Genomic DNA, 21,133 nt, shown 5'->3' on the forward strand with positions numbered 1-21,133 from the left:
CTTTCATCTTCTAAAACAAGAGAAAATAAAGAAAAACCACTTTGAGCTCAGGCTTTTTTTATTTGCCTTCGTCTCTATGCTTTGCATTATACAAAGGCGATTAAGAACGGCAAGTAATTTTTTTGCAATAAGGCGTTAACTGCTTGTTATTTGCGCACAAGCTGTTAAATATTGCCCTAAAGTCAACTTTATTCCTGCTAAAACGGCAAGGGCAAGGCGTTGCTAATCCATTAGTTAACGTAATTCAGTAAACGTTTTATCGGTTTATGTGTAAAATACTCCGCAACCTTGTAATTATGAGAGTTGTTATGTCACATTTTGCTCCAGCGAATTTCAGCCGTCGCTTGGCTTCACTTATATACGACAGCTTAGTGGTCGTCGCGTTCGCAATGCTGACTACCGTGTTATTTTTACTAACTATCAATGCCTTAATTTCATTTAACCTGCTCGCGCTTGGCAATCATGAAGACGTATCGGCGCTGATCCAAGCGGATCCTATCTTATATACACTTAGAGCCATGTTATTGGTGCTGGTTTCGGTGCTGTTTTTTGCCTATTTTTGGACTAAGAGCGGCCAAACTATCGGCATGCGCGCGTGGCGCTTAAAAGTGCAAACCCCTGACGGAGCACTGTTAACTTGGCCAAAAGCAATCGCTCGTAGCCTATGCGCGCTACTTGGACTGGGTAATCTGATAGTATTGTTAGACTTTAAAAAGAAAAGATCGCTCCAGGATATGCTGTGTGGCACTGAGGTAGTGCTACTGAGCAAAGAGGAAAATAAAAAGGTGTATAACAGCTTAGACTAATCTAAGCTTCAAATAGCAGCCTATTCCATTAGCCATGTCCATAAAAAATATAGGCCTCAATATGAGACCTATATTTTTACTTAATTCAAAACGTTAATTTTGTTTCTTCAGCAGATGGATAGCCAATCCAATAAATAACAAGCTTGGCATTAACGCACCAACTACCGGTGGAACTTGATATACCATCACGATAGGGCCAAAAATTTCATTACTCAGATGGAAAGCTAAGCCTGTTACCACGCCCATAATAATCCGCGCGCCCATGCTCACCGTCCTCAATGGCCCGAAGATAAATGACAAAGCCACCAGCAGCATTACCCCAATCGTCAGCGGCTGCATCACCTTACGCCACAGCGCGAGTTCATAGCTACTTGAATCTTGCTCATTTTGCTTTAGATAAGCGAGAAATGACCATAACCCTGTAAAAGACAAAGCATCGGGCTCTATCGATACAACACCTAGCCTGTCTTCACTTAATTCAGACTCGTAGAGCATTGATTTTGAATAATGCGTTGTAATTTGCTGTTGATCGATATGCACTTCTTCCACATCTTGCAATTGCCAGCCATTAGACATGCTTTGCGCCGACTGAGCGCGTACGATTTTTGCCAGTGTTAGTGAGTCATCGAAATAATAGATTGCGATATCTTTAAGCTTACCGTTTTTTTCAACATTACCAATGTTAATAAAATTGCCGCCATCTTTCGCCCAAACACCACGCTGAGCACTGTAGACTTCACCGCCATAAATTGCTTCGTTTTTTAACCGTTTTGCGGTTTGTTCCGCTTTTGGTGCGCCCCACTCCCCAAGCGCCATCATCAGTAGCGCCAGCACCACTGCCGTTTTCATCACCGACATAATAATTTGAAAACGCGACCACCCAGCCGCTTGCATAACAATTAGTTCACTGCTTGAGGCAAGTGCACCAAGGCCAATCAGACCACCAATCAACGCAGCCATCGGGAAAAATACAACAATATCGCTTGGCATGCTGTAAATGGTATAGAGCATGGCGCCAAGTAAATCATAGCTGCCACGACCAACCGAGCGTAATTGCTCAATAAACTTTATAAGCGTATTGATCCCCACAAAAACTAATAGCGCGAAACCTGTGGTTTGTAAGATGCTACGCCCTAAATACCAATCTAGCGTCTTCATCATACCACCGTCTCCCGTTTCATAAATACCGAGCGAACCCACACACCAAAAGGTCTTCCTTTCGCAATTAAATAAACGCCAATAAAGAGCACACTTAAATGGATCCACCAGAGACCGACTGAGGCTGGTACTTTTTCTTCAGCTAACAGAAACTTGCCTGCATTGAGTAAAATAAAATAACCCAAATATAGCGTAATTGCTGGCACGAGCTTAGCGAACTTGCCTTGTCTTGGGTTAACCACACTCAGTGGCACAGCCAATAGAGTGAGTAACAAAATGGAAATAGGCACCGACAATCGCAACTGAAATTGCGCTTTTGCTTCTGGCGTATCCATTTCAAGTAACTGTAAGCTTGGAATGGCCTCTAATTTACGGCGCTGGTGTTCAATTTCTTGTTCTTTAATTTGCACTTGATAAGTACCAAATTCAGTGCGATTAAGTGCTTGGCTGAAGCCATCAGTCTCGTAACGCTTACCTTCATGAAGGAGTAGTTGCTGCTCACCACTATCAAGCTCAATCACTTCTCCTTTTTGCGCATACACTAAACGAGCGGCTTGATTTGAGTCCTTCTCGGGCAATTGCGCGACAAACACTTTGTCTAATTCGCGGCCTTGTTCGCTAATGCCGTGAACAAATACCACCGCTTTTTCATTGCCCGTTTGCTGAAATCTACCGGCTCTAAGGGTAGATAGCCCCGATTCCGCATCGGCTTGCTCTCTTAATTGATACTCTTTTTCACTCGCCCAAGGTGCAATATACATACTCACACAAGCGGCCAGTAATGCAAAAAATACACTAGAGACTAAAGTCACCCTAACCACATACCACTCACTGACCCCGCAGGCGCGCAGTACCGTCATTTCACTGTCGGCGTAGATGCGACTATAGGCTAAAATGATCCCAAGAAAGAGACTAAGCGGTAAAATATAACCGGCCAACTGTGGCAGTTTTAACGCAAGCATAGCAAGTACTAACTTACCCGGTATACTCCCTTCAGACGCTGAGCTCAGAATGAGTACAAACTTTTGTGACAAAAATATTGTCATTAAGGTGAGAAAAACCGCAACCTGAGATTTTAGTACTTCACCCGTTAAATAGCGGAAAATAAGCAATGTTCGTCCCTATAAAACGTCTTGTTTCACTGGAATAGTGGGAAAAATTGAGTAAACTGATTATTTTAGTCACTTTATTATATGTCAATGCGCCGGAATATCCTACCTAAGGTTAAAGCATATTCATGACTTTAATGTAGGAAAGTGTGTTGGCGTAAAAAGTTCAAAATGACATGACAAAGACTCAGGAGTCGCAATGGAATTCAGCGTTAAAAGTGGTAGTCCAGAGAAACAGCGTAGCGCATGTATTGTTGTAGGTGTATACGAGCCACGCCGTCTCTCACCAATTGGTGAACAGCTGGATAAAATAAGCGAAGGCTATATCTCAAATTTACTCAGACGTGGTGATCTTGAAGGCAAACCAGGACAAGTTCTACTTCTTCATCATGTACCAAATGTACTAAGCGAACGCGTTTTGTTGGTGGGTTGTGGTAAGGAAAGAGAGCTCGATGATAAACAATACAAACAAATCATCTCTAAGACCATCAATACGTTAAATGAAACTGGCTCAATGGAAGCGGTATGTTTTCTGACCGAGCAACATGTTAAGGGCCGTGATACTTACTGGAAAGTTCGCCAAGCGGTCGAAACCACGCAAGATTGCCTGTATACCTTTAATCAACTAAAAAGCAAAAAGAGTGAGGCTAGACGCCCGCTACGTAAAATCGTTTTTAACGTACCAACGCGTCGTGAATTAACAATCGGTGAAAGTGCGATTGAGCACGGTCTTGCTATCGCCGCTGGCAGTAAGCTATGTAAAGATGTTGCGAATATGCCACCAAATATCTGTAACCCTCGTTATTTGGGCGAGCAAGCACAACAGTTGGCTGAAGACTTTGATAACGTTACCGTAAACCTTGTTGGTGAACAAGAAATGGAAGAGCTGGGTATGCACTCATACCTAGCAGTTGGCCGTGGTAGTCGCAACGAGTCAGTGATGTCGGTTATCCACTATAACGGTGGTGACGAAGGCCAAGCACCAATCGTATTCGTGGGTAAAGGCTTAACATTTGACTCGGGTGGTATTTCTATCAAGCCTGGCGAAGCGATGGATGAAATGAAATACGACATGGGCGGAGCCGCAGGCGTACTTGGTTTAATGCGAGCTGTCGTACAAATGCAACTGCCACTTAATGTAATTGGTGTTTTAGCTGGCTGCGAAAATATGCCAGGGGGCGATGCTTACCGTCCGGGCGATATTTTAACCACTATGTCCGGTCAAACCGTTGAAGTACTCAATACCGATGCCGAAGGCCGCTTAGTACTGTGCGATGCGCTAACTTACGTTGAAGCATTCGAGCCAGAAACCGTTGTCGATGTTGCGACATTAACGGGGGCATGTATCGTTGCACTTGGTAGCCATGCGACAGGTTTATTATCTAACCATAACCCGCTTGCCCATGATTTGCTAAAAGCGTCAGAACAAAGTGGCGACAGAGCGTGGCAACTGCCGCTTTGGGATGATTATCAAGAACAACTTGAAAGCCCATTTGCTGACTTTACGAACTTAGGTGGTCGCGCAGCTGGCACAATTACAGCCGCGTGTTTCTTGTCTAAATTTACGAAAAAGTACAACTGGGCGCATTTAGACATCGCAGGTACGGCATGGCGCAGCGGCAAGAACAAAGGCGCTACAGGTCGTCCTGTGCCTATGCTGATGCAATATTTACTTAACCGCGCCAATATCACGGACGCACAGCAAGACTAATAGTCTAGTCGCGACACTTAACAAGCATAAGTCGCGACATAAAGTCGCTGCTACATAAGGTTACTCCAAACCGTAGCAGCGGGTTTACCCCGCGACATAACATCGCAGCTCACAAGGTTAATCCAAACCGTAGCAGCGGGTTTACCCCGCGACTATATCCCGCACCAAATTAACACTACAAAGCTACTAAACCACCTCAGCGAGCGCTTCCTACCACTTGCCATATTTTATTCTTCTTCTCTTGCTTCTTGATTGATGGTATTGCCTTTATATGGCAGAATACAGGCTTATTTATGTGCATTTAAGTGGCGCTATAATTAGTTTTAAACTAAGCCGCGCATACTGATTTTCTTCGTCTACGCTATCACGGTAAACAAGATTACAGATATTGAGCAGCTGTGGAGCCTGTGGCAAACCTCAGTACTCCTCGCAATTGGTATTATTATCATGACTATCAAAGCGCGCTTTTACGTGTTAAAACAAAACGATGAGCCGGGGATTAGCGTTCCGGCTCATTTTGATCTGGCAGCACAAACTGCGGCGAGCTTATATCAAGCTGGACACCGTATCTTTGTTAACGTCGATAATACTGACGACGCTCATTTATTCGATGAGCACCTTTGGTGTTTTGACGCAGACAGGTTTGTGCCCCACAACTTACAAGGCGAAGGCCCCAAAGGCGGCGCACCGGTGGAAATTGGCACTATGCCTCCTGCTGCTCGTCGCCCCGTGCTTATTAATCTAGCTCGGGTCGTCCCTGACTTTATTCGTCGCTTTGAACAGGTGATAGATTTTGTGCCTGTTGAAGCCAGCGCTAAGCAAGCCGCACGAGAACGCTTTAAGCAACTTCGTGCACTTGGCGCAACAATTTCCACTGAAGACATTGAGAAATAGCATTTTTAGGGTTCTGTGTAATGGATAAAACCTACAATCCACAAGATATTGAACAGTCTTTGTACCAAGACTGGGAGTCAAATGGCTACTTTAAGCCATCAGGCAATGGTGACGCATATTCGATTATGATCCCACCGCCGAATGTCACAGGTAGTCTACACATGGGCCACGCGTTCCAAGACACTATCATGGACACTTTGATCCGCTATCAGCGTATGAAAGGTAAAAACACGCTATGGCAAGTGGGTACTGACCACGCTGGTATCGCCACTCAGATGGTGGTTGAGCGCAAGCTTGCAGCCGAAGAAGGTAAATCACGCCATGATTTAGGCCGTGACGAATTCATCAATAAAATCTGGGAATGGAAAGAGCAATCAGGTGGCACAATCACCAAACAATTACGCCGTTTAGGTGCGTCTGTAGATTGGGATAGAGAACGCTTTACGATGGATGACGGCCTGTCTGAAGCGGTAAAAGAAGTATTCGTTCGCCTATATCAAGATGACTTAATCTACCGTGGTAAGCGTCTAGTTAACTGGGATCCTAAATTACACACTGCGATTTCTGATTTAGAAGTTGAGAATAAAGACAAGCAGGGTCATATGTGGAATTTGCGCTATCCACTTGCGGATGGCGTAACCACTAAAGATGGTAAAGACTACATTATCGTAGCAACCACTCGTCCAGAAACCATGCTTGGTGACACTGGCGTTGCAGTAAACCCGGATGATGAACGTTACCAAGACTTAATTGGTAAAGAAATTCTACTTCCTATCGTCAACCGTCGCATTCCTATCGTTGCTGATGAACATGCAGATATGGAAAAAGGCACCGGCTGCGTAAAAATCACGCCAGCACACGACTTTAACGATAACGAAGTTGGTAAGCGCCATGAGCTGCCAATGATCAACGTGTTCAACAAAGACGCAGCAGTTCTGAATACGGGTGAGTGCTTTACTTTTGATGGTAAGCCACTTGAAGCGATGGACGCACCAATTCCAGAGCGTTTCCACGGCCTTGACCGTTTCGATGCGCGTAAGCAAATCGTTGACGAGTTTGAGCAGCTTGGTCTACTTGAGAAAATCGACGATCACAGTCTAACCGTTCCTTACGGCGACCGCTCTGGCGTAGTTATCGAGCCATTACTTACCGATCAGTGGTATGTTCGCGTTGCTCCTCTTGCAGAGCCTGCGGTAAAAGCGGTAGAAGATGGCGATATTCAATTTGTACCTAAGCAATACGAGAACATGTACTTCTCTTGGATGCGTGATGTCCAAGACTGGTGTATTTCCCGTCAACTTTGGTGGGGCCACAGGATCCCGGCATGGTATGACAGCGAAGGTAATGTATATGTTGGTCGTGACGAAGCTGAAGTTCGTCAAAACCATAACCTGGATGCGAGCGTAACGCTGACCCAAGATGAAGACGTACTAGACACTTGGTTCTCTTCTGCACTGTGGACTTTCTCAACGTTAGGTTGGCCTGAAAACACGGAAGATCTAAAGGTATTCCACCCTTCAGATACCTTGGTTACTGGTTTCGACATTATCTTCTTCTGGGTAGCTCGCATGATCATGATGACCATGCATTTCATCAAAGATGAAGATGGTAAACCTCAAGTTCCATTTAAGACCGTTTATGTGACTGGCCTTATTCGCGATGAAAATGGCGATAAGATGTCTAAGTCAAAAGGTAACGTGTTAGATCCACTAGACATGATTGACGGTATCGATCTTGAGAGCCTAGTGACTAAACGTACTGGCAACATGATGCAACCACAGCTTGCGGCAAAAATCGAAAAGAATACGCGCAAAACATTTGTCGATGGTATTGAAGCACACGGTACTGATGCATTGCGTTTCACTCTTGCAGCAATGGCGTCAACGGGACGTGATATCAACTGGGATATGAACCGTCTTGAAGGTTACCGTAACTTCTGTAACAAGCTTTGGAATGCTAGCCGTTATGTATTGATGAACACAGAAGAACAAGACTGTGGCTTCAACGATAACGAAAAAGTGTATTCTCTAGCGGACCGTTGGATTTTAGGTCAATTCCAAAATACAGTTAAGGTGTTCTCTGAGCACTTGGATAACTATCGCTTTGACCTTGCGGCAAACACTATTTATGAGTTCACATGGAACCAATTCTGCGACTGGTATCTAGAGCTAACTAAGCCAATTCTATTTAAAGGCAATGAAGCGCAGCAGCGTGGTACACGCCATACGCTTATCACTGTATTGGAAGGCTTACTTCGTTTGATGCACCCACTAATGCCTTATATTACAGAGACAATTTGGCAACGTGTAGCACCAATCGCAGGTGTCGAAGCGAAGACGATTATGCTTGAAGCGTTCCCAGTATTCGACGAAAGCAAAGTTGATGCGCAAGCGATGGCAGACCTTGAGTGGGTGAAGCAGTTTATTATTGCTATCCGTAACATTCGTGGTGAAATGGACATCAGTCCAAGCAAACCGTTAAACGTGTTACTTACTGGTGCAAGCGAAGATGACAAACGTCGTCTAGAAGAAAACCAAGCTTTCTTAAGCGCTCTGGCAAAACTGGAAACGGTAGACTTACTTGCAAGCAAAGACGAAGCACCAGCTTGTGCGACTGCGTTTATCGGTGACCTTGAAATCATGATCCCAATGGCAGGTTTGATTGATGTAGAAGCAGAACTTGCGCGTATTGCTAAGCAGCTTGAAAAAGCAGAAAAAGGTCTTGAGCAGGTTGAAAAGAAACTCGCAAACGAAAAGTTTGTAAGTAACGCACCTGAAGCAGTACTTGCTAAAGAGAAAGCAAAATTAGCTGAGTTTAGCGATGCAAAAACGAAGCTACTTGAACAAAAAGCAAAGATAGAAAGCTTGTAATCGCTTTCTATCTTTGCTGGTTTTATACATTTCAAGAATTAAAAAAGCCGCATATTGCGGCTTTTTAATGAGCAAATTGGTATGATTTACTGTTGCTCAAATAGGCTATCTGTACTTAACCCTTCGTGTTGTAAAATGTCTTTTAAGCGTCTCAACGCCTCAACTTGAATTTGTCTTACACGCTCTCTCGTTAGCCCAATTTCGCGGCCAACATCCTCAAGCGTAGATGGCTCATAACCAAGCAAACCAAAGCGTCTCGCGAGCACTTCTCGCTGTTTTGGGTTTAACTCTCCCAGCCAATCAACAATGTGTTTGTTAATATCGTTGCTCTGCACTTCGGTTTCTGGACCACCGCCCTTTTCATCCGCGATAATATCGAGCAGTGCTTTGTCATTTTCACCACCAATAGGCGTATCAACCGAAGTGATCCTTTCGTTTAGACGGAGCATTTTACTGACTTCTTCGACGGGTTTGTCGAGACATTCAGCGATTTCTTCAGCGGTAGGTTCATGATCCAGCTTTTGTGTCAATTCACGTGCTGTACGTAGGTAAACATTGAGCTCTTTAACAACATGAATAGGCAAACGAATGGTACGAGTTTGGTTCATGATCGCACGTTCGATAGTTTGACGGATCCACCAAGTTGCATATGTAGAAAATCTAAATCCACGTTCTGGATCAAACTTTTCCACCGCCCGGATCAGGCCTAAGTTACCTTCTTCAATGAGGTCAAGTAATGCCAAACCACGGTTGTTATAACGACGAGCGATTTTAACCACTAATCTCAAGTTACTCTCTATCATCCGTTTACGTGAGGCTTCGCACCCCTTTAACGCTTTACGCGCAAAGTAAACTTCTTCTTCTGCACTGAGCAGTGGGGAAAATCCAATTTCACCTAAATAGAGTTGAGTAGCATCTAAGTTTTTAACCACTTCTTCTTTGGCAAAAACTTCTTCGTCGTCTTCGAGGTCTTCAAGTAATTCGTCTTTCGGTTCGTCAATATTATCATCTTCGAACTTGTCTAACTCTGGAGTAGATTTTGTAGGTAATTTTGCAGTGTGAGCCATAAGTATTCTCCCCAAGCGAATAAAAGTAAGGGTACTCGAACCAATCGATGTACTCGCATTACTTTATGGCAAGTATTTTGCCGGGTTTACAGCTTGACCTTTAAAACGGATCTCAAACCTAAGCGCCGTCTTAGAAGCATCTGTACTACCCATTTCGGCAATTTTTTCCCCAACTTTAACTTTTTGCTGTTCTCTGACGAGTAACTTAGCGTTGTGGGCATACGCACTTAGATAATCATCCGTATGTTTCAGAATGATTAAATTACCATACCCACGCAACGCACTCCCTGCATATACAACTACACCGCCAGCAGCAGCCTTAACTGAAGTACCTGGTTTATTAGAGATCTCCAATCCCTTATAACCATTCTCTTTAACAGAGAAGTGACGAGTCACTTTACCTTCAGCAGGCCATTTCCATAGTACCTTATTATTATACAAAGCCTTGGTACTACTAGATTTTTGTGTGGCTTGTCTTTGAACATACTCTCGTTGATTTGGCTTATCAAGCTCTTTTTTGGGGCTTTTGTTACTTTTTTGTTTTAAAGACTGAGACTTGTGGTTTACTTTCGTGTATTTTGTGTTCTTTTTGTTTTTATTTTTGGGATATTCTAGACGAATGATCTGATTGGGGTAGATCGTGTACGGAGGCTTAATTTTATTGATTTTCGCGAGCGTTCTTACATCTTTGTTCGCGCTAAATGCAATTGCAAATAAAGTATCGCCTTTTTTTACTTTGTAACTGCTTCCGTTAATATTAATTTTATGTGACGAAGTGGTCTTACCAGAATATAAAGTCGTTACAGGCGCAGGCGTATGATTCGATGAGCAGGCAACAAGCAGGCCGCTTAAACAAATCGATATGATGACCTGAGACTTGTACATTACTTATATTTTCCAGTGCTACTATCAACGACTATCATATCAATCTAACTTAATTTTGCTTGGTTTTCACATTCTACTGGAAAAAATAGTTATATTTTATGGAGTTGTTTGTAAAGCTACAAAATTAACCGACTTCGCCAGCGACTAAAGGCACAAAGCGTACAGGTGCGAGGGCGTGACGAATAAACTGCTCCCCTTGTTTAACAAACAAGGTGAGTGTTTGCGCTTCAACCCCGATGGGAATGACCATAGCACCGCCATCTTCTAGTTGCGCCAATAGCTCATCTGGCACTGATTGTGCTGCGGCAGTAACAATGATCCCTGCAAAAGGCGCTTTTGACGCCCAGCCTTTCCAACCGTCTCCATGTTTCATCGTCACATTATATAAATCCAGCAAATGCAGCCTTCTGCGCGCTTGCCACTGCAGTGACTTGATCCGTTCAATGCTAAAGACCTGTTCAAACACTTGCGCGAGTACTGCGGTCTGATAACCAGAGCCCGTCCCCACTTCCAAAATACGCCCTTTAACACCTACTTGTTTTAACACTTCGGTCATTTTTGCAACGATAAAAGGTTGCGATATTGTTTGTCCTTGTCCGATAGGAAGAGCTGTATTTTCATATGACTTATGTTTAAGCACTTCATCGACAAACATATGTCTAGGCGTGTTAGCGATGGCGTTAAGTACCACTTCATCCTCTACGCCTTGCTGTTTTAGCAGTTCCACTAGCGCATTAGCGCTGCCCTGATAATTACTCAGCACATACGCCTCTTAAGATAACCAGCTCGCCACAGCATCTAAGCTCTCGTAAGCCGTCATATCCACCTTGAGTGGTGTGATAGCGGCATAACCGTTGTTTACAGCATGAAAATCCGTGCCTTCACCAGCGTCACTTTCATGACCTAAGGTGCCATACCAATACACACTTCGGCCCCATGGGTCGATTTGTTCGGTCATGGTATCCGCTTTATGACGTGAGCCTAGTCGAGTGACTTTAATCCCTTTTAAGTCACTTAATGGAATATCAGGGACGTTGATATTAATGATTTGGTCTTTTGGTAGCGGATGGTTTGCAAGCTTTTTAATGATCTCTACCGTGACATGTGCTGCAGTTTCATAATGGGCTTCATTTTTAGAGCAAAGAGAAACGGCAATCGCAGGTAAGCCCACATGTCGACCTTCAGTGGCCGCCGCAACAGTACCTGAGTACAGCGTATCATCGCCAAGGTTAGCGCCATTGTTGATCCCTGCAACGACTAAATCTGGCAATTCATCCATCAGTTTGTTCACTCCAAGGTGAACACAATCGGTTGGCGTGCCATTCACGGAGATAAAACCATTATCTAGCGTAGTTGCTCTGAGTGGGTTTAATAAGGTTAACGAGTTACTCGCACCGCTACAATTTCTATCTGGACCAATGACGGTTACGTCCGCGATTTGTGATAACGCTTGATACAAGATAGCAATGCCCTTGGCGTGAACACCATCGTCATTACTCAATAGGATCTTCATATTTCACCTCTTTTTCTTGTTAGACAATGAGTATCTCACTGCTGTATCGACTCTTCATGTTTATTAAACTTTTTACTGGCATCTTTATGATTAACAAGCTCTCTGAGCAGCGCCGTGGCAAAAGTTCCTTTTGGTAAACTGAATTCAAGGGTGAGCGTACTGTCGTCAGCCATACTCACCTTAAGCGCTTCGGGTATTAATCTAAGCGCTCTACGCTCATTTTTCATCCCAAATTCAGCCAACCCTTCGTGCCATTTAGCGAAAGGAGCCAACCATTCACGCTCTTGCGGCAATAATCCCTTTTCACCTTTACCAACCAATGGCGCCGAAAGCAAAATATCGCCATTCAGTAACCGCTCGATGAGTTCGCAATCAATCTCTGAGTCAAAAAAGGCGTTACTACCGCTCAGTAAAAAGATTTCACGGTGCCAAGTCGTTGCCAAACCATGCTCTGCCACGCGGCGACTGACGACTTCGTTGAACAGATGAGAGCGAGCGGCTGAAAGCACTAGCCCTCGGAGCTTTTTATCGCGGATCTTTTCACCGTCAAATAACCTATCTGCCATGGCTAAGTTGTGGCCATCATGACCAAAACGTTGTTCTCCAAAATAATTAGGAACCCCTTGGCGTACAGCATTAATACGCGACAGAATATCAAGTGGAGCAGTCACGTTTCTGAGGGTAATGGCAAAGCGATTGCCCTTGTGACAACCTGTTTTTAACTTTCGATTGTGCCGTATTTGCTGCACCACAAAAATAGAGTCACTATTTAATGCACTAAAATCTAACGACTTTTTAATTGCCACCGGCACGCTAAACCACTGCGTACATACGCCGTGTCTGTCTTTAATTCCTGCATAGCTGACATCTCGCGGTGAGATTTGAGCAAATTCTGCAAGCTTTTTAGCGACAAAAGCGGTGTTTTCTCCCTTTTTTATGATCTGCAAGCAAACGTGCTCACCTTCGCCAGTAAAAGGAATATCTAAAATTTCTTCGACTCTAAAGTCTTCTGGTTGTGACTTATAATCGCCGTCAGATAACGGTTTACCATAAAGATAATTGAGTGTCTTCATGCTTTTACCAATAGCACCACAGCATGGCTTGAGATCCCTTCTTTACGTCCTTCAAAACCCAGTTTTTCAGTGGTAGTTGCTTTAACATTAACTTGGTCTAGCTGCGCTTCACAATCCGCAGCAAGGTTAGTGCGCATCGCATCAATATGTGGTCGCATCTTTGGTGCTTGTGCGACAATCGTGACGTCGACATTGCCTATTTTATAGCCAACCGCTTTTACTTGTTCCATCACGCGGCGTAATAAAATACGACTATCGATATTTTCAAATTCACTCGCGGTATCAGGAAAGTGCTTACCAATATCTCCCAACGCAAGTGCTCCCAACAAGGCATCACACAATGCATGAATTGCCACATCACCATCGGAGTGAGCAATAAAACCCTGTTCGTAAGGAATTTTTTCCCCACAAATAGTCAATGGGCCAGCTCCACCAAATTTATGAACATCAAATCCGTGGCCAATTCTAATCATTCTGTTTACCTTGTTGTTGAATTATAAACTCCGCCAGAGGTAAATCCTCCGGCGTCGTGATCTTAATGTTATCCGTACGCGCGGCAATGAGTTGGACAGGCTGATTTTGTAATTCCATTGCTGATGCTTCATCTGTGATATTTGCACCTTGAGAAAGTCCAAGCTCCAGCGCAGCCAATAACTCTTCATACCTAAACATTTGAGGCGTAAAAGCCTGCCATAACGACGCTCTAGGTACGGTTTCCTGTACCAACTCCGTACCGCGTTTGATGGTATCTTTAACCTTGGCAGCCAGTATGCCGCCTTGCTGTTGGTTTATACATCGTGAAATCAACTGATGAATATCGTCCAACGCAACTAAAGGTCGAGCTGCATCATGAACTAACACCCAGTCAGGGCGACTTGGTGCCAATGCTTTTAGCGCCAATAAAACGGAGTCGGCACGCTCTTGTCCACCTTCGCAGTGGCTAAAACGGCTATCAGGCAGTAACGCCGATGAAAAATATCCATCTTCTTTGGAAACGGCGACCATAAATTGACTGACGCACTCAAGCCCGGCTAGTTTTTCTAGTGTGTGTACTAAAATTGGTTTACCTAATAGTGGAATATATTGTTTAGGCATCTGCGCCTGCATACGACTGCCAACCCCAGCTGCGGGGATGACGACTGCAAGTTTATCGTTTCTTTTCATGAGGTACTTTCGGTAATACACGGATAAAAGTTTCGCCAGGCTTAATCATGCCGAGCTCATGACGAGCACGCTCCTCAACCCCTTCAAGGCCGAGTTTTAAATCGTCGATATCCGCTTTTAATAATTTATTTCGTTTACTGAGATTGGCATTGGTTTCTTGGTGCGATTTAACCACGGATTTTATCCGAGTGTAGTCCTCCACGCCGTTGTGGCCGAACCAAAGTCTGTACTGAATAAATAGCGCTAAAACCAACAGCGCTAACTGAAAAAATCGCATTGCTTAATCCCAACTTCTGTTTTTTGAGTCGATTAGGATAGTTGACTCATTTTTGTTTTTTGTACTTGTGGCCAATTAATTGAACTGGCAAGTAACATTTCTCTTAGCGTCAGTCTTCGTGGTACTACCGCCTTGCCAAAATACCAAGTATGGCCACAACAAGCCGCTGTCATTAACGCTTTCGTTGGTTTTAGCAATTGTACACGCGCTTCGTCGCTTGCTTGTAAGCTATTACCATTAACACTAAACCAGCCAAATTGGTTGCAGTGCAATTTGTCAGCCTCATTCACTTGGTCGACACTGTCGAGCCTTACGGTTGTCCCCGTCGAGTCTGCATATAGCACGGGAACCACCAGCCCCACTTTCACCTTAGTGGTAAAAAATGCTGCGTTGGCAGCGTCATCACATTTAGGCTGTGATTTTTGCTTTGCTAACCAACATCCATTGAAACTATCTAGCTCAAGCGGGACATCACCATGAATAATATGTGTGGCCGCGCGCTCAACATAATACGGCAGGCTGTTTAACAAACGCTGAAGGCGAGTATGATCTGAGAGTTCAGCAAGCTTCGGCAACTCTCTGGCATAAAATACGTTTACAAGCTCGGCAAATACAAGGCGAGATGCTTCGTCATACCAGATTGTATTTTGCTGTTGCTCCAAAACGCCTCCCGTCAATGCAATCTACTTTAGTAGACTGGTGTACATCCTTTATACACTAGCCATGTTTCAAATCAAAGCAAACTGCTCAGTTGTACTTGCTTACGGCTTGGTTCCTAATTTTGCTTGCCCCTCAGCCATAAATTGTACTACCGAACTACGTTTTTTTCCTATTAAGAAACTACCGTCAGTCAAAAACATAAAGTTCTGCCAACATCGCTTAAATACATCAAAACGGGTCTCGATCACATCATCTCGAGAGAGACAAAAATACACGGTGGTATTGGCTTGCCAATCAAGAAATTGCTCGATAGTTTCAGGAAATGCTTCTCCGGCTTCCCACGGCTGCTCCCAATTGAGGGTTTCTTGCCATGAGTCCGCTTTACCAACCCAATCTGTTTTATCAAAGAAATCAGGGTGATCTTTTTCGTTGCTTACCATAGTGCTCCAAAGCACCGCAGCGCGCGCCGCTGACATTGGTTTTATCAATGCCAGGTCGGATTCTTCGATTGGAAGATCTTTATGTTTGAAAACCCAAGCTTTCTTATAATCGTCCAGCGCAATATAATTCATCTTTAAACACCTTCAGTCTTAATGGCACGGATTATAACATTTCAGTCCGTCACGTACGGCTTTTATTTTTTGGAGCTTGAATTAGTGGATATCACACCTGGAATTTACCGCCACTACAAAGGAAAATTATATCGAGTGCACGCCTTGGCAACGCACAGTGAAACGCAAGAGAAGCAAGTGGTTTATCAAACCCTATATGGAGATATGAGTTTTTGGGTTCGACCACTTGAAATGTTTTTAGAAGACGTTATGGTCGAAGGCGAAGCGGTGCCTCGCTTCACCTTAATCGAAACCGAAGCAGGGTTGGCAGCGAAAAGCTGATTGTGGCAAGATGAGCCAATCTCATCTGACCACAAGAAGTTGAATTATGTTTAAAGGTACTGATCAATATATTGCTACCTCTGCTCTACAACAGGCCGTGAATGCGGCCATCGTTTTAGAAAAACCACTCCTAATTAAAGGTGAACCTGGTACAGGCAAGACCTTACTTGCCGAAGAATTGGCAAAAAGTTTAGATACCGAACTAATCCAATGGCATATAAAGTCAACAACCAAAGCCCAGCAAGGCCTGTACGAATACGATGCGGTCTCGCGTTTACGCGACAGTCAACTTGGCGATCCTCGCGTTAATGACGTTGGCAATTACATCATCAAAGGTAAGCTGTGGCAGGCCTTTACCGCCACAAAACGCCCCGTTCTGCTGATTGATGAAATCGACAAAGCCGATATTGAGTTTCCCAATGATCTACTGTTAGAACTCGATAAAATGGAGTTTCACGTTTACGAAACTAACGAGCAAATAAAGGCAAAGGTGCGCCCCATCGTAATTATTACTTCAAATAATGAAAAAGAGCTACCAGATGCCTTTTTACGCCGCTGCTTTTTCCACTACATCGACTTTCCGAGCAAAGAAGAGATGCAGCAGATTGTAGACGTACATTTTCCACATATTAAAGCGAATTTAGTACAACGAGCACTCGAAAGCTTTTTCCAATTACGCGACACACCAAACCTAAAGAAAAAGCCAAGTACGAGTGAGCTACTCGACTGGTTAAAACTATTATTAGCGGAAGATATTTCCCCTGACGCGTTGCATGACAAATCTAACCAAGGTGGCCTAATGCCGTTATTTGGTGCGCTACTTAAAAACGAGCAAGATGTTTCTTTGGTTGAGAAACTCGCCTTTATGAGCCGCCGCTGATCATGCTCATCGATTTTGTGCTCACCCTTAGGCGTTACGGTATCAAAGCGAGCCTGCGCGAATTACTAGACTGTCTAGAGGCGCTGGATAAAGAAGTTTGCTTTGCCGATCTAGACGGTTTTTACTTTTTGGCAAAAACCATCTTCGTCAAAGATGAAACCTTGTTTGATAAATTCGACCGTGCGTTTGCTGATTATTTTGAGGGGATAGAATCAATAGACCTCTTCTCACAACTTCAACAGCAGCAATTACCAGAGGATTGGTTGCGTAAAGAGTTTGAGAAGTCGTTGTCTGAAGAAGAAAAAGCCAAACTTAACGCCATGGGTGGACTCGATAAGCTCCTTGAAACGTTAAAAGCACGCTTGGCAGAGCAACAAAAACGTCACGCAGGTGGTAATAAATGGGTTGGTACAGGTGGCACTTCGCCTTTTGGCGCTTACGGCTATAATCCTGAAGGGATCCGGATTGGCCAAGATGGAAACCGTCATCGCCGAGCAGTAAAGGTCTGGGATAAAAGGCAATACCGTAATCTCGATAGCAATACTGACATCAGCAGCCGCAATATTAAGCTTGCACTCAAGCAATTGCGTAAATTTGCGCGCAGTGGAGCAAGCGATCAGCTCGATCTTAATGAAACCATTCGCGCTACCGCAAGACAAGGCGGCATGCTGGATGTGAAAATGGCTCCTGAGCGACATAACTCAGTGAAGGTATTGATGCTGTTTGATATTGGCGGCTCTATGGATGACCATATCCAGCTTTGTGAACAACTCTTTAGTGCCGCACACAGTGAATTTAAGCACCTTGAATTTTTTTACTTTCATAATTGTGTGTACGAACATGTTTGGCACGATAATGACCGTCGTGACAGCGAATTGCTTGATACTTATCAGCTAATCAACCGTTACGGCTCAGACTATCGACTAATATTTGTTGGTGACGCGACAATGGGCCCCTATGAAATCACCTATCCCGGCGGTAGTGTAGAGCATTGGAATCAAGAAGCAGGAGCTACTTGGCTGAATCGTTTAACCAATCACTTTAGTAAGGTGGCTTGGCTTAACCCTCAGCCGCAAAGCTATTGGTCTTATTACCATTCGATAGAGCTAATAAATCAATTAATGCAAGACAGAATGTATCCGCTAACAATAGAGGGACTAAGTCAGGCGTTTAAAGAGTTAAGCTAAAGCAGTGCTGCTTGCAAGGTAAGCGCCTTGCAAGCAATGATGCGAATTACTCACTCGCTTCGATAGGTTCTAGTTGTAGTTTTGAAGCAATCAATACGGCTTGAGTACGGTTATAGACACCCAACTTTCTGAAGATAGCGGTGATATGTGCTTTCACCGTTGCCTCTGAAATATTTAGCTCGTAGGCAATTTGCTTATTCAGTAAACCTTCGTGTAAATATTGCAGCACTTTATATTGCTGCGGCGTGAGCGAGGCCACTTGTTGGGCAAGCTCTTTGTCTTCCCCTTCCAGTTCAGCCACTTTGTCTTTCATGCCTTCAGGCAACCACGTGTCACCTTCAAGCACTTGCTCTATGGCTTCGGTAATTTGTTCTACTGACGCCGCTTTTGGGATAAAACCCATCGCGCCGTATCCCATCACTTTAGAAATGATAGAAAGGTCTTCGCTTCCCGAAACCACAACAACAGGAAGACTTGGGTGATCCTCACGGATCCGAATTAGTCCATATAAATCACCATTGCCCGGCATATGTAAATCGAGCAGGAGTAGGTCTAGTTCTTCTTGTTGTTGTAAGACCGAGAGCGTAGTGTCAAAGTTTTCAGATTCGAATACCTCTAGTCCTTCAAACTGCGCTTTTAGAGCCCCCTTAAGCGCCTCTCGAAATAGAGGATGATCATCCGCGATTAAAAACTGATACATGCTATGCTCCTAAAAAATCGGCTGTTATCGTAAAGATAACAGCCGTTATAGTATGTTTATATTAGGTCGCAATTCAAGTTATTCAGTTAACGATTCAATCTATTCTCGATTAATTCATCAACCACACTTGGATCGGCAAGTGTAGAAGTATCCCCTAACTGTTGATACTCATTGGCTGCAATCTTACGCAAAATACGGCGCATGATTTTACCAGAACGGGTTTTAGGTAAACCTGGAGACCATTGGATCATGTCAGGGGTTGCAATTGGGCTTAGCTCTTTACGCACCCAATTTCTCACCTCTTTAGTTAACTCGTCAGATACCGTTACCCCTTCATTTGGCGTGATATAGACATAGATCCCTTGGCCTTTAATGTCGTGTGGATAGCCTACCACAGCCGCCTCAGCAACCGCTTCGTGAGCGACTAACGCACTTTCGATTTCAGCAGTACCGAGGCGGTGACCTGAAACGTTAAGTACATCATCCACGCGACCGGTGATCCAGTAGTAACCGTCTTCATCACGGCGACAACCATCGCCCGTAAAATAAACGCCCGGATAAGCCGAGAAGTACGTTTGTTCAAAGCGATCATGGTCGCCATAAACCGTACGGGCTTGTGAAGGCCAACTATCCAAAATCACCAGATTACCTTCGGTCGCGCCTGTCAGCGTATTGCCTTCCGCGTCAAACAGTGCAGGAGCAATACCAAAGAATGGACGGGTCGCAGAACCCGGCTTAAGTGCAGTAGCGCCAGGTAATGGCGTGATCATGATGCCGCCCGTTTCGGTTTGCCACCAAGTATCTACGATAGGACAATCACTATTACCAATTTGCTCATAATACCAAGACCAAGCCTCTGGATTAATTGGCTCACCCACCGAACCCAAAATACGTAAACTATCACGCTTGGAACTTGCTGTCGGCTCGTCACCTTTTGCCATCAGAGCACGGATCGCGGTAGGCGCAGTATAAAGGATAGTAACGCCATGTTTATCAACGATTTCACCCATGCGACCAGACGTTGGATAAGTTGGCACGCCTTCGAATACAACTTGAGTACAACCATTTACTAGCGGACCATAAGCAATATAACTGTGACCCGTGATCCAGCCCACATCCGCGCTACACCAGTAAATATCATCTTCTTGAAGGTCGAATACATACTCATGGGTCATTGATGCATACACTAGGTATCCACCCGTAGTATGCACTACCCCTTTCGGCTGACCGGTAGAGCCCGAGGTATAAAGAATAAAGAGCGGATCTTCCGCATTCATCATTTCAGGTTCACATTCGGCAGGTTTATCAGCAATTAATTCATGCCACCAGACATCGTGAGCATTCCATTCAACATCGCCTCCTGTTAATTGGTGTACAACCACATGCTCGATAGTGGTGACGCTAGCTTGCGCTACCGCTTCATCAACATTTGCTTTAAGCGGCACACAATTACCACCGCGACGACCTTCATCTGAGGTGATGACAACTTTGGCACCAGAATCTTTAATGCGATCTGCAATCGCTGAAGGTGAAAAGCCCCCAAACACAACGGAATGGATAGCACCGATTCTTGCACAGGCCTGCATGGCATAAATTGCTTGTGGAGTCATCGGCATGTAGATAGCGACGCGGTCACCCTTTGCAACTCCTAAGCTCTTGAGGCCATTGGCAAGCTTTGCGACTTCATCGTGTAGTTGTTGGTAGGTAATATTTTCTGTTTGTTCTGGGTTATCACCTTCCCAAATCAATGCAACCTTATCAGCGCGCTTTTCAAGGTGTCTATCGATACAGTTATAAGAGGCATTTAGTACGCCGTCTTCATACCATTTAATATTGATATGGCCTTTGTCGAATGAGGTATTTTTAACTTTACTGTAGGGTTTGAACCAATCTAAACGTTGACCGTGCTCTTTCCAAAACTCTGCGGGGTCATCAACCGACTTTTGATATAGTTCTTGATATTGCTCGTCGTTGATTAATGCTGCGTTCTTGATTTTTTCAGGAACTGGATAAATGCTCTGTGACATAGTCATCTCCATTATATTTAGAGGTCTAGGTCTGCTAGACACGCTTTTCCTAAGGATCACCCAGCCTTGGGTGTTTAAGTATTAGACCTTAGTTGTAGAACAGCTGCAAACGTAAAAGTTTCATACAACTTACCGACTGTACCTAATTCAATCGTTATGATCGCCTCATCCTCCGCTCATTTACTGTATGCCACCTTAGTCTAATAGACCAATAGGTAATTGAGTAAAAACCAACCTTAAACAACAGTTAGTGATGATT

The 21,133-nt window shown here is 44.2% G+C and carries 21 protein-coding genes; 7 read left to right on the forward strand and 14 right to left on the reverse strand.

The features are described 5' to 3' along the window. Nucleotides 1-308 precede the first annotated feature (308 nt). Complete coding sequence (locus MHN30_RS04430) at nt 309-806, forward strand: RDD family protein (RefSeq protein ID WP_130164770.1); 498 nt, start codon at nt 309-311, stop codon at nt 804-806. A gap of 93 nt (nt 807-899) precedes the next feature. Here MHN30_RS04430 and lptG read toward each other — a convergent pair whose 3' ends face one another. Both lptG and lptF read right to left on the reverse strand, forming a co-directional pair. Next, a complete protein-coding gene (lptG, locus tag MHN30_RS04435; RefSeq protein WP_088531502.1) occupies nt 900-1,967 on the reverse strand; it encodes an LPS export ABC transporter permease LptG in 1,068 nt (355 codons plus the stop codon). Beyond that, entirely contained in the window at nt 1,964-3,076 is a 1,113-nt protein-coding gene (gene lptF, locus MHN30_RS04440; protein WP_130164771.1) for an LPS export ABC transporter permease LptF, read from the reverse strand. Before lptF ends, lptG begins: the two co-directional genes overlap by 4 nt. 196 nt (nt 3,077-3,272) lie before the next feature. On the opposite strand from lptF, the gene pepA reads away from it, so the two are divergent. From pepA to MHN30_RS04455, 3 genes are all read left to right on the forward strand, one after another. Further along, nucleotides 3,273-4,784 carry a leucyl aminopeptidase gene (gene pepA / locus MHN30_RS04445; RefSeq protein WP_010377415.1) on the forward strand — a complete coding sequence of 504 codons (1,512 nt, stop codon included), beginning with the start codon at nt 3,273-3,275 and terminating at the stop codon, nt 4,782-4,784. A gap of 447 nt (nt 4,785-5,231) precedes the next feature. After that, a complete protein-coding gene (locus MHN30_RS04450; RefSeq protein ID WP_010377414.1) occupies nt 5,232-5,678 on the forward strand; it encodes a DNA polymerase III subunit chi in 447 nt (148 codons plus the stop codon). Between the two features lie 20 nt (nt 5,679-5,698). Further along, nucleotides 5,699-8,548: a valine--tRNA ligase gene (locus MHN30_RS04455; protein ID WP_130164772.1), complete on the forward strand. Its 2,850-nt coding sequence runs from the start codon at nt 5,699-5,701 to the stop codon at nt 8,546-8,548. A gap of 86 nt (nt 8,549-8,634) precedes the next feature. On the opposite strand, the gene rpoS is transcribed toward MHN30_RS04455, so the two are convergent. From rpoS to MHN30_RS04505, 10 genes are all read right to left on the reverse strand, one after another. Then, nucleotides 8,635-9,615 (reverse strand): RNA polymerase sigma factor RpoS, encoded by a 981-nt coding sequence (gene rpoS / locus MHN30_RS04460; RefSeq protein ID WP_017217021.1) that lies wholly within the window; start codon nt 9,613-9,615, stop codon nt 8,635-8,637. Nucleotides 9,616-9,678: 63 nt separating this feature from the next. Continuing rightward, the gene (locus tag MHN30_RS04465) at nt 9,679-10,500 is read right to left on the reverse strand and encodes a peptidoglycan DD-metalloendopeptidase family protein (RefSeq protein WP_130164773.1); all 822 of its coding nucleotides are present in this window, start codon (nt 10,498-10,500) and stop codon (nt 9,679-9,681) included. A 124-nt stretch (nt 10,501-10,624) separates the two neighbouring features. After that, entirely contained in the window at nt 10,625-11,263 is a 639-nt protein-coding gene (locus MHN30_RS04470) for a protein-L-isoaspartate(D-aspartate) O-methyltransferase (RefSeq protein WP_039494434.1), read from the reverse strand. 9 nt (nt 11,264-11,272) lie between these two features. Next, on the reverse strand, nt 11,273-12,013 hold the full coding sequence (gene surE, locus MHN30_RS04475; RefSeq protein ID WP_010377409.1) for a 5'/3'-nucleotidase SurE: 741 nt from the start codon (nt 12,011-12,013) through the stop codon (nt 11,273-11,275). A 35-nt stretch (nt 12,014-12,048) separates the two neighbouring features. Next, complete coding sequence (locus tag MHN30_RS04480; RefSeq protein ID WP_130164774.1) at nt 12,049-13,086, reverse strand: tRNA pseudouridine(13) synthase TruD; 1,038 nt, start codon at nt 13,084-13,086, stop codon at nt 12,049-12,051. Beyond that, nucleotides 13,083-13,559, reverse strand: a complete 477-nt coding sequence (gene ispF, locus MHN30_RS04485) for a 2-C-methyl-D-erythritol 2,4-cyclodiphosphate synthase (protein WP_130164775.1) — start codon at nt 13,557-13,559, stop codon at nt 13,083-13,085. Before ispF ends, MHN30_RS04480 begins: the two co-directional genes overlap by 4 nt. After that, nucleotides 13,552-14,250: a 2-C-methyl-D-erythritol 4-phosphate cytidylyltransferase gene (gene ispD / locus MHN30_RS04490; RefSeq protein WP_239358635.1), complete on the reverse strand. Its 699-nt coding sequence runs from the start codon at nt 14,248-14,250 to the stop codon at nt 13,552-13,554. Before ispD ends, ispF begins: the two co-directional genes overlap by 8 nt. After that, the gene (gene ftsB / locus MHN30_RS04495) at nt 14,234-14,527 is read right to left on the reverse strand and encodes a cell division protein FtsB (RefSeq protein WP_010377404.1); all 294 of its coding nucleotides are present in this window, start codon (nt 14,525-14,527) and stop codon (nt 14,234-14,236) included. The genes ispD and ftsB overlap by 17 nt, the downstream gene beginning before the upstream one ends. Nucleotides 14,528-14,559: 32 nt before the next feature. After that, nucleotides 14,560-15,204, reverse strand: coding sequence for a hypothetical protein (locus MHN30_RS04500; RefSeq protein WP_205991262.1), 645 nt, complete (start codon nt 15,202-15,204; stop codon nt 14,560-14,562). 84 nt (nt 15,205-15,288) lie between these two features. Continuing rightward, nucleotides 15,289-15,759, reverse strand: a complete 471-nt coding sequence (locus tag MHN30_RS04505) for a DUF2947 domain-containing protein (RefSeq protein WP_045962078.1) — start codon at nt 15,757-15,759, stop codon at nt 15,289-15,291. A gap of 84 nt (nt 15,760-15,843) precedes the next feature. Here MHN30_RS04505 and MHN30_RS04510 point away from each other — a divergent pair, with 84 nt between their 5' ends. From MHN30_RS04510 to MHN30_RS04520, 3 genes are read left to right on the forward strand one after another with little or no spacing between them, the layout of a single operon-like run. Further along, complete coding sequence (locus MHN30_RS04510; protein ID WP_010377401.1) at nt 15,844-16,080, forward strand: DUF1653 domain-containing protein; 237 nt, start codon at nt 15,844-15,846, stop codon at nt 16,078-16,080. Between the two features lie 43 nt (nt 16,081-16,123). Then, nucleotides 16,124-16,960: a MoxR family ATPase gene (locus MHN30_RS04515; protein WP_088531513.1), complete on the forward strand. Its 837-nt coding sequence runs from the start codon at nt 16,124-16,126 to the stop codon at nt 16,958-16,960. Between the two features lie 2 nt (nt 16,961-16,962). Continuing rightward, complete coding sequence (locus tag MHN30_RS04520) at nt 16,963-18,147, forward strand: VWA domain-containing protein (protein WP_010605646.1); 1,185 nt, start codon at nt 16,963-16,965, stop codon at nt 18,145-18,147. Between the two features lie 46 nt (nt 18,148-18,193). On the opposite strand, the gene MHN30_RS04525 is transcribed toward MHN30_RS04520, so the two are convergent. Together MHN30_RS04525 and acs are read right to left on the reverse strand one after the other, a co-directional pair. Continuing rightward, nucleotides 18,194-18,847 (reverse strand): response regulator transcription factor, encoded by a 654-nt coding sequence (locus MHN30_RS04525; RefSeq protein WP_239358637.1) that lies wholly within the window; start codon nt 18,845-18,847, stop codon nt 18,194-18,196. Between the two features lie 86 nt (nt 18,848-18,933). Continuing rightward, nucleotides 18,934-20,874, reverse strand: coding sequence for an acetate--CoA ligase (acs, locus tag MHN30_RS04530; protein WP_239358648.1), 1,941 nt, complete (start codon nt 20,872-20,874; stop codon nt 18,934-18,936). Nucleotides 20,875-21,133: the final 259 nt, after the last annotated feature.

It is taken from the genome of Pseudoalteromonas sp. OF7H-1 (assembly GCF_022347825.1).
GTDB classification, from domain to species: domain Bacteria; phylum Pseudomonadota; class Gammaproteobacteria; order Enterobacterales; family Alteromonadaceae; genus Pseudoalteromonas; species Pseudoalteromonas maricaloris.

Coding starts and splice junctions, on each gene's coding strand:
- MHN30_RS04430 (WP_130164770.1), top strand. CDS start 309: ATGTCACATTTTGCTCCAGCGAATTTCAGCCGTCGCTTGGCTTCACTT.
- lptG (WP_088531502.1), bottom strand. CDS start 1,967: ATGATGAAGACGCTAGATTGGTATTTAGGGCGTAGCATCTTACAAACC.
- pepA (WP_010377415.1), top strand. CDS start 3,273: ATGGAATTCAGCGTTAAAAGTGGTAGTCCAGAGAAACAGCGTAGCGCA.
- MHN30_RS04450 (WP_010377414.1), top strand. CDS start 5,232: ATGACTATCAAAGCGCGCTTTTACGTGTTAAAACAAAACGATGAGCCG.
- MHN30_RS04455 (WP_130164772.1), top strand. CDS start 5,699: ATGGATAAAACCTACAATCCACAAGATATTGAACAGTCTTTGTACCAA.
- rpoS (WP_017217021.1), bottom strand. CDS start 9,615: ATGGCTCACACTGCAAAATTACCTACAAAATCTACTCCAGAGTTAGAC.
- MHN30_RS04465 (WP_130164773.1), bottom strand. CDS start 10,500: ATGTACAAGTCTCAGGTCATCATATCGATTTGTTTAAGCGGCCTGCTT.
- surE (WP_010377409.1), bottom strand. CDS start 12,013: ATGAAGATCCTATTGAGTAATGACGATGGTGTTCACGCCAAGGGCATT.
- MHN30_RS04480 (WP_130164774.1), bottom strand. CDS start 13,086: ATGAAGACACTCAATTATCTTTATGGTAAACCGTTATCTGACGGCGAT.
- ispF (WP_130164775.1), bottom strand. CDS start 13,559: ATGATTAGAATTGGCCACGGATTTGATGTTCATAAATTTGGTGGAGCT.
- ispD (WP_239358635.1), bottom strand. CDS start 14,250: ATGAAAAGAAACGATAAACTTGCAGTCGTCATCCCCGCAGCTGGGGTT.
- ftsB (WP_010377404.1), bottom strand. CDS start 14,527: ATGCGATTTTTTCAGTTAGCGCTGTTGGTTTTAGCGCTATTTATTCAG.
- MHN30_RS04505 (WP_045962078.1), bottom strand. CDS start 15,759: ATGAATTATATTGCGCTGGACGATTATAAGAAAGCTTGGGTTTTCAAA.
- MHN30_RS04520 (WP_010605646.1), top strand. CDS start 16,963: ATGCTCATCGATTTTGTGCTCACCCTTAGGCGTTACGGTATCAAAGCG.
- MHN30_RS04525 (WP_239358637.1), bottom strand. CDS start 18,847: ATGTATCAGTTTTTAATCGCGGATGATCATCCTCTATTTCGAGAGGCG.
- acs (WP_239358648.1), bottom strand. CDS start 20,874: ATGTCACAGAGCATTTATCCAGTTCCTGAAAAAATCAAGAACGCAGCA.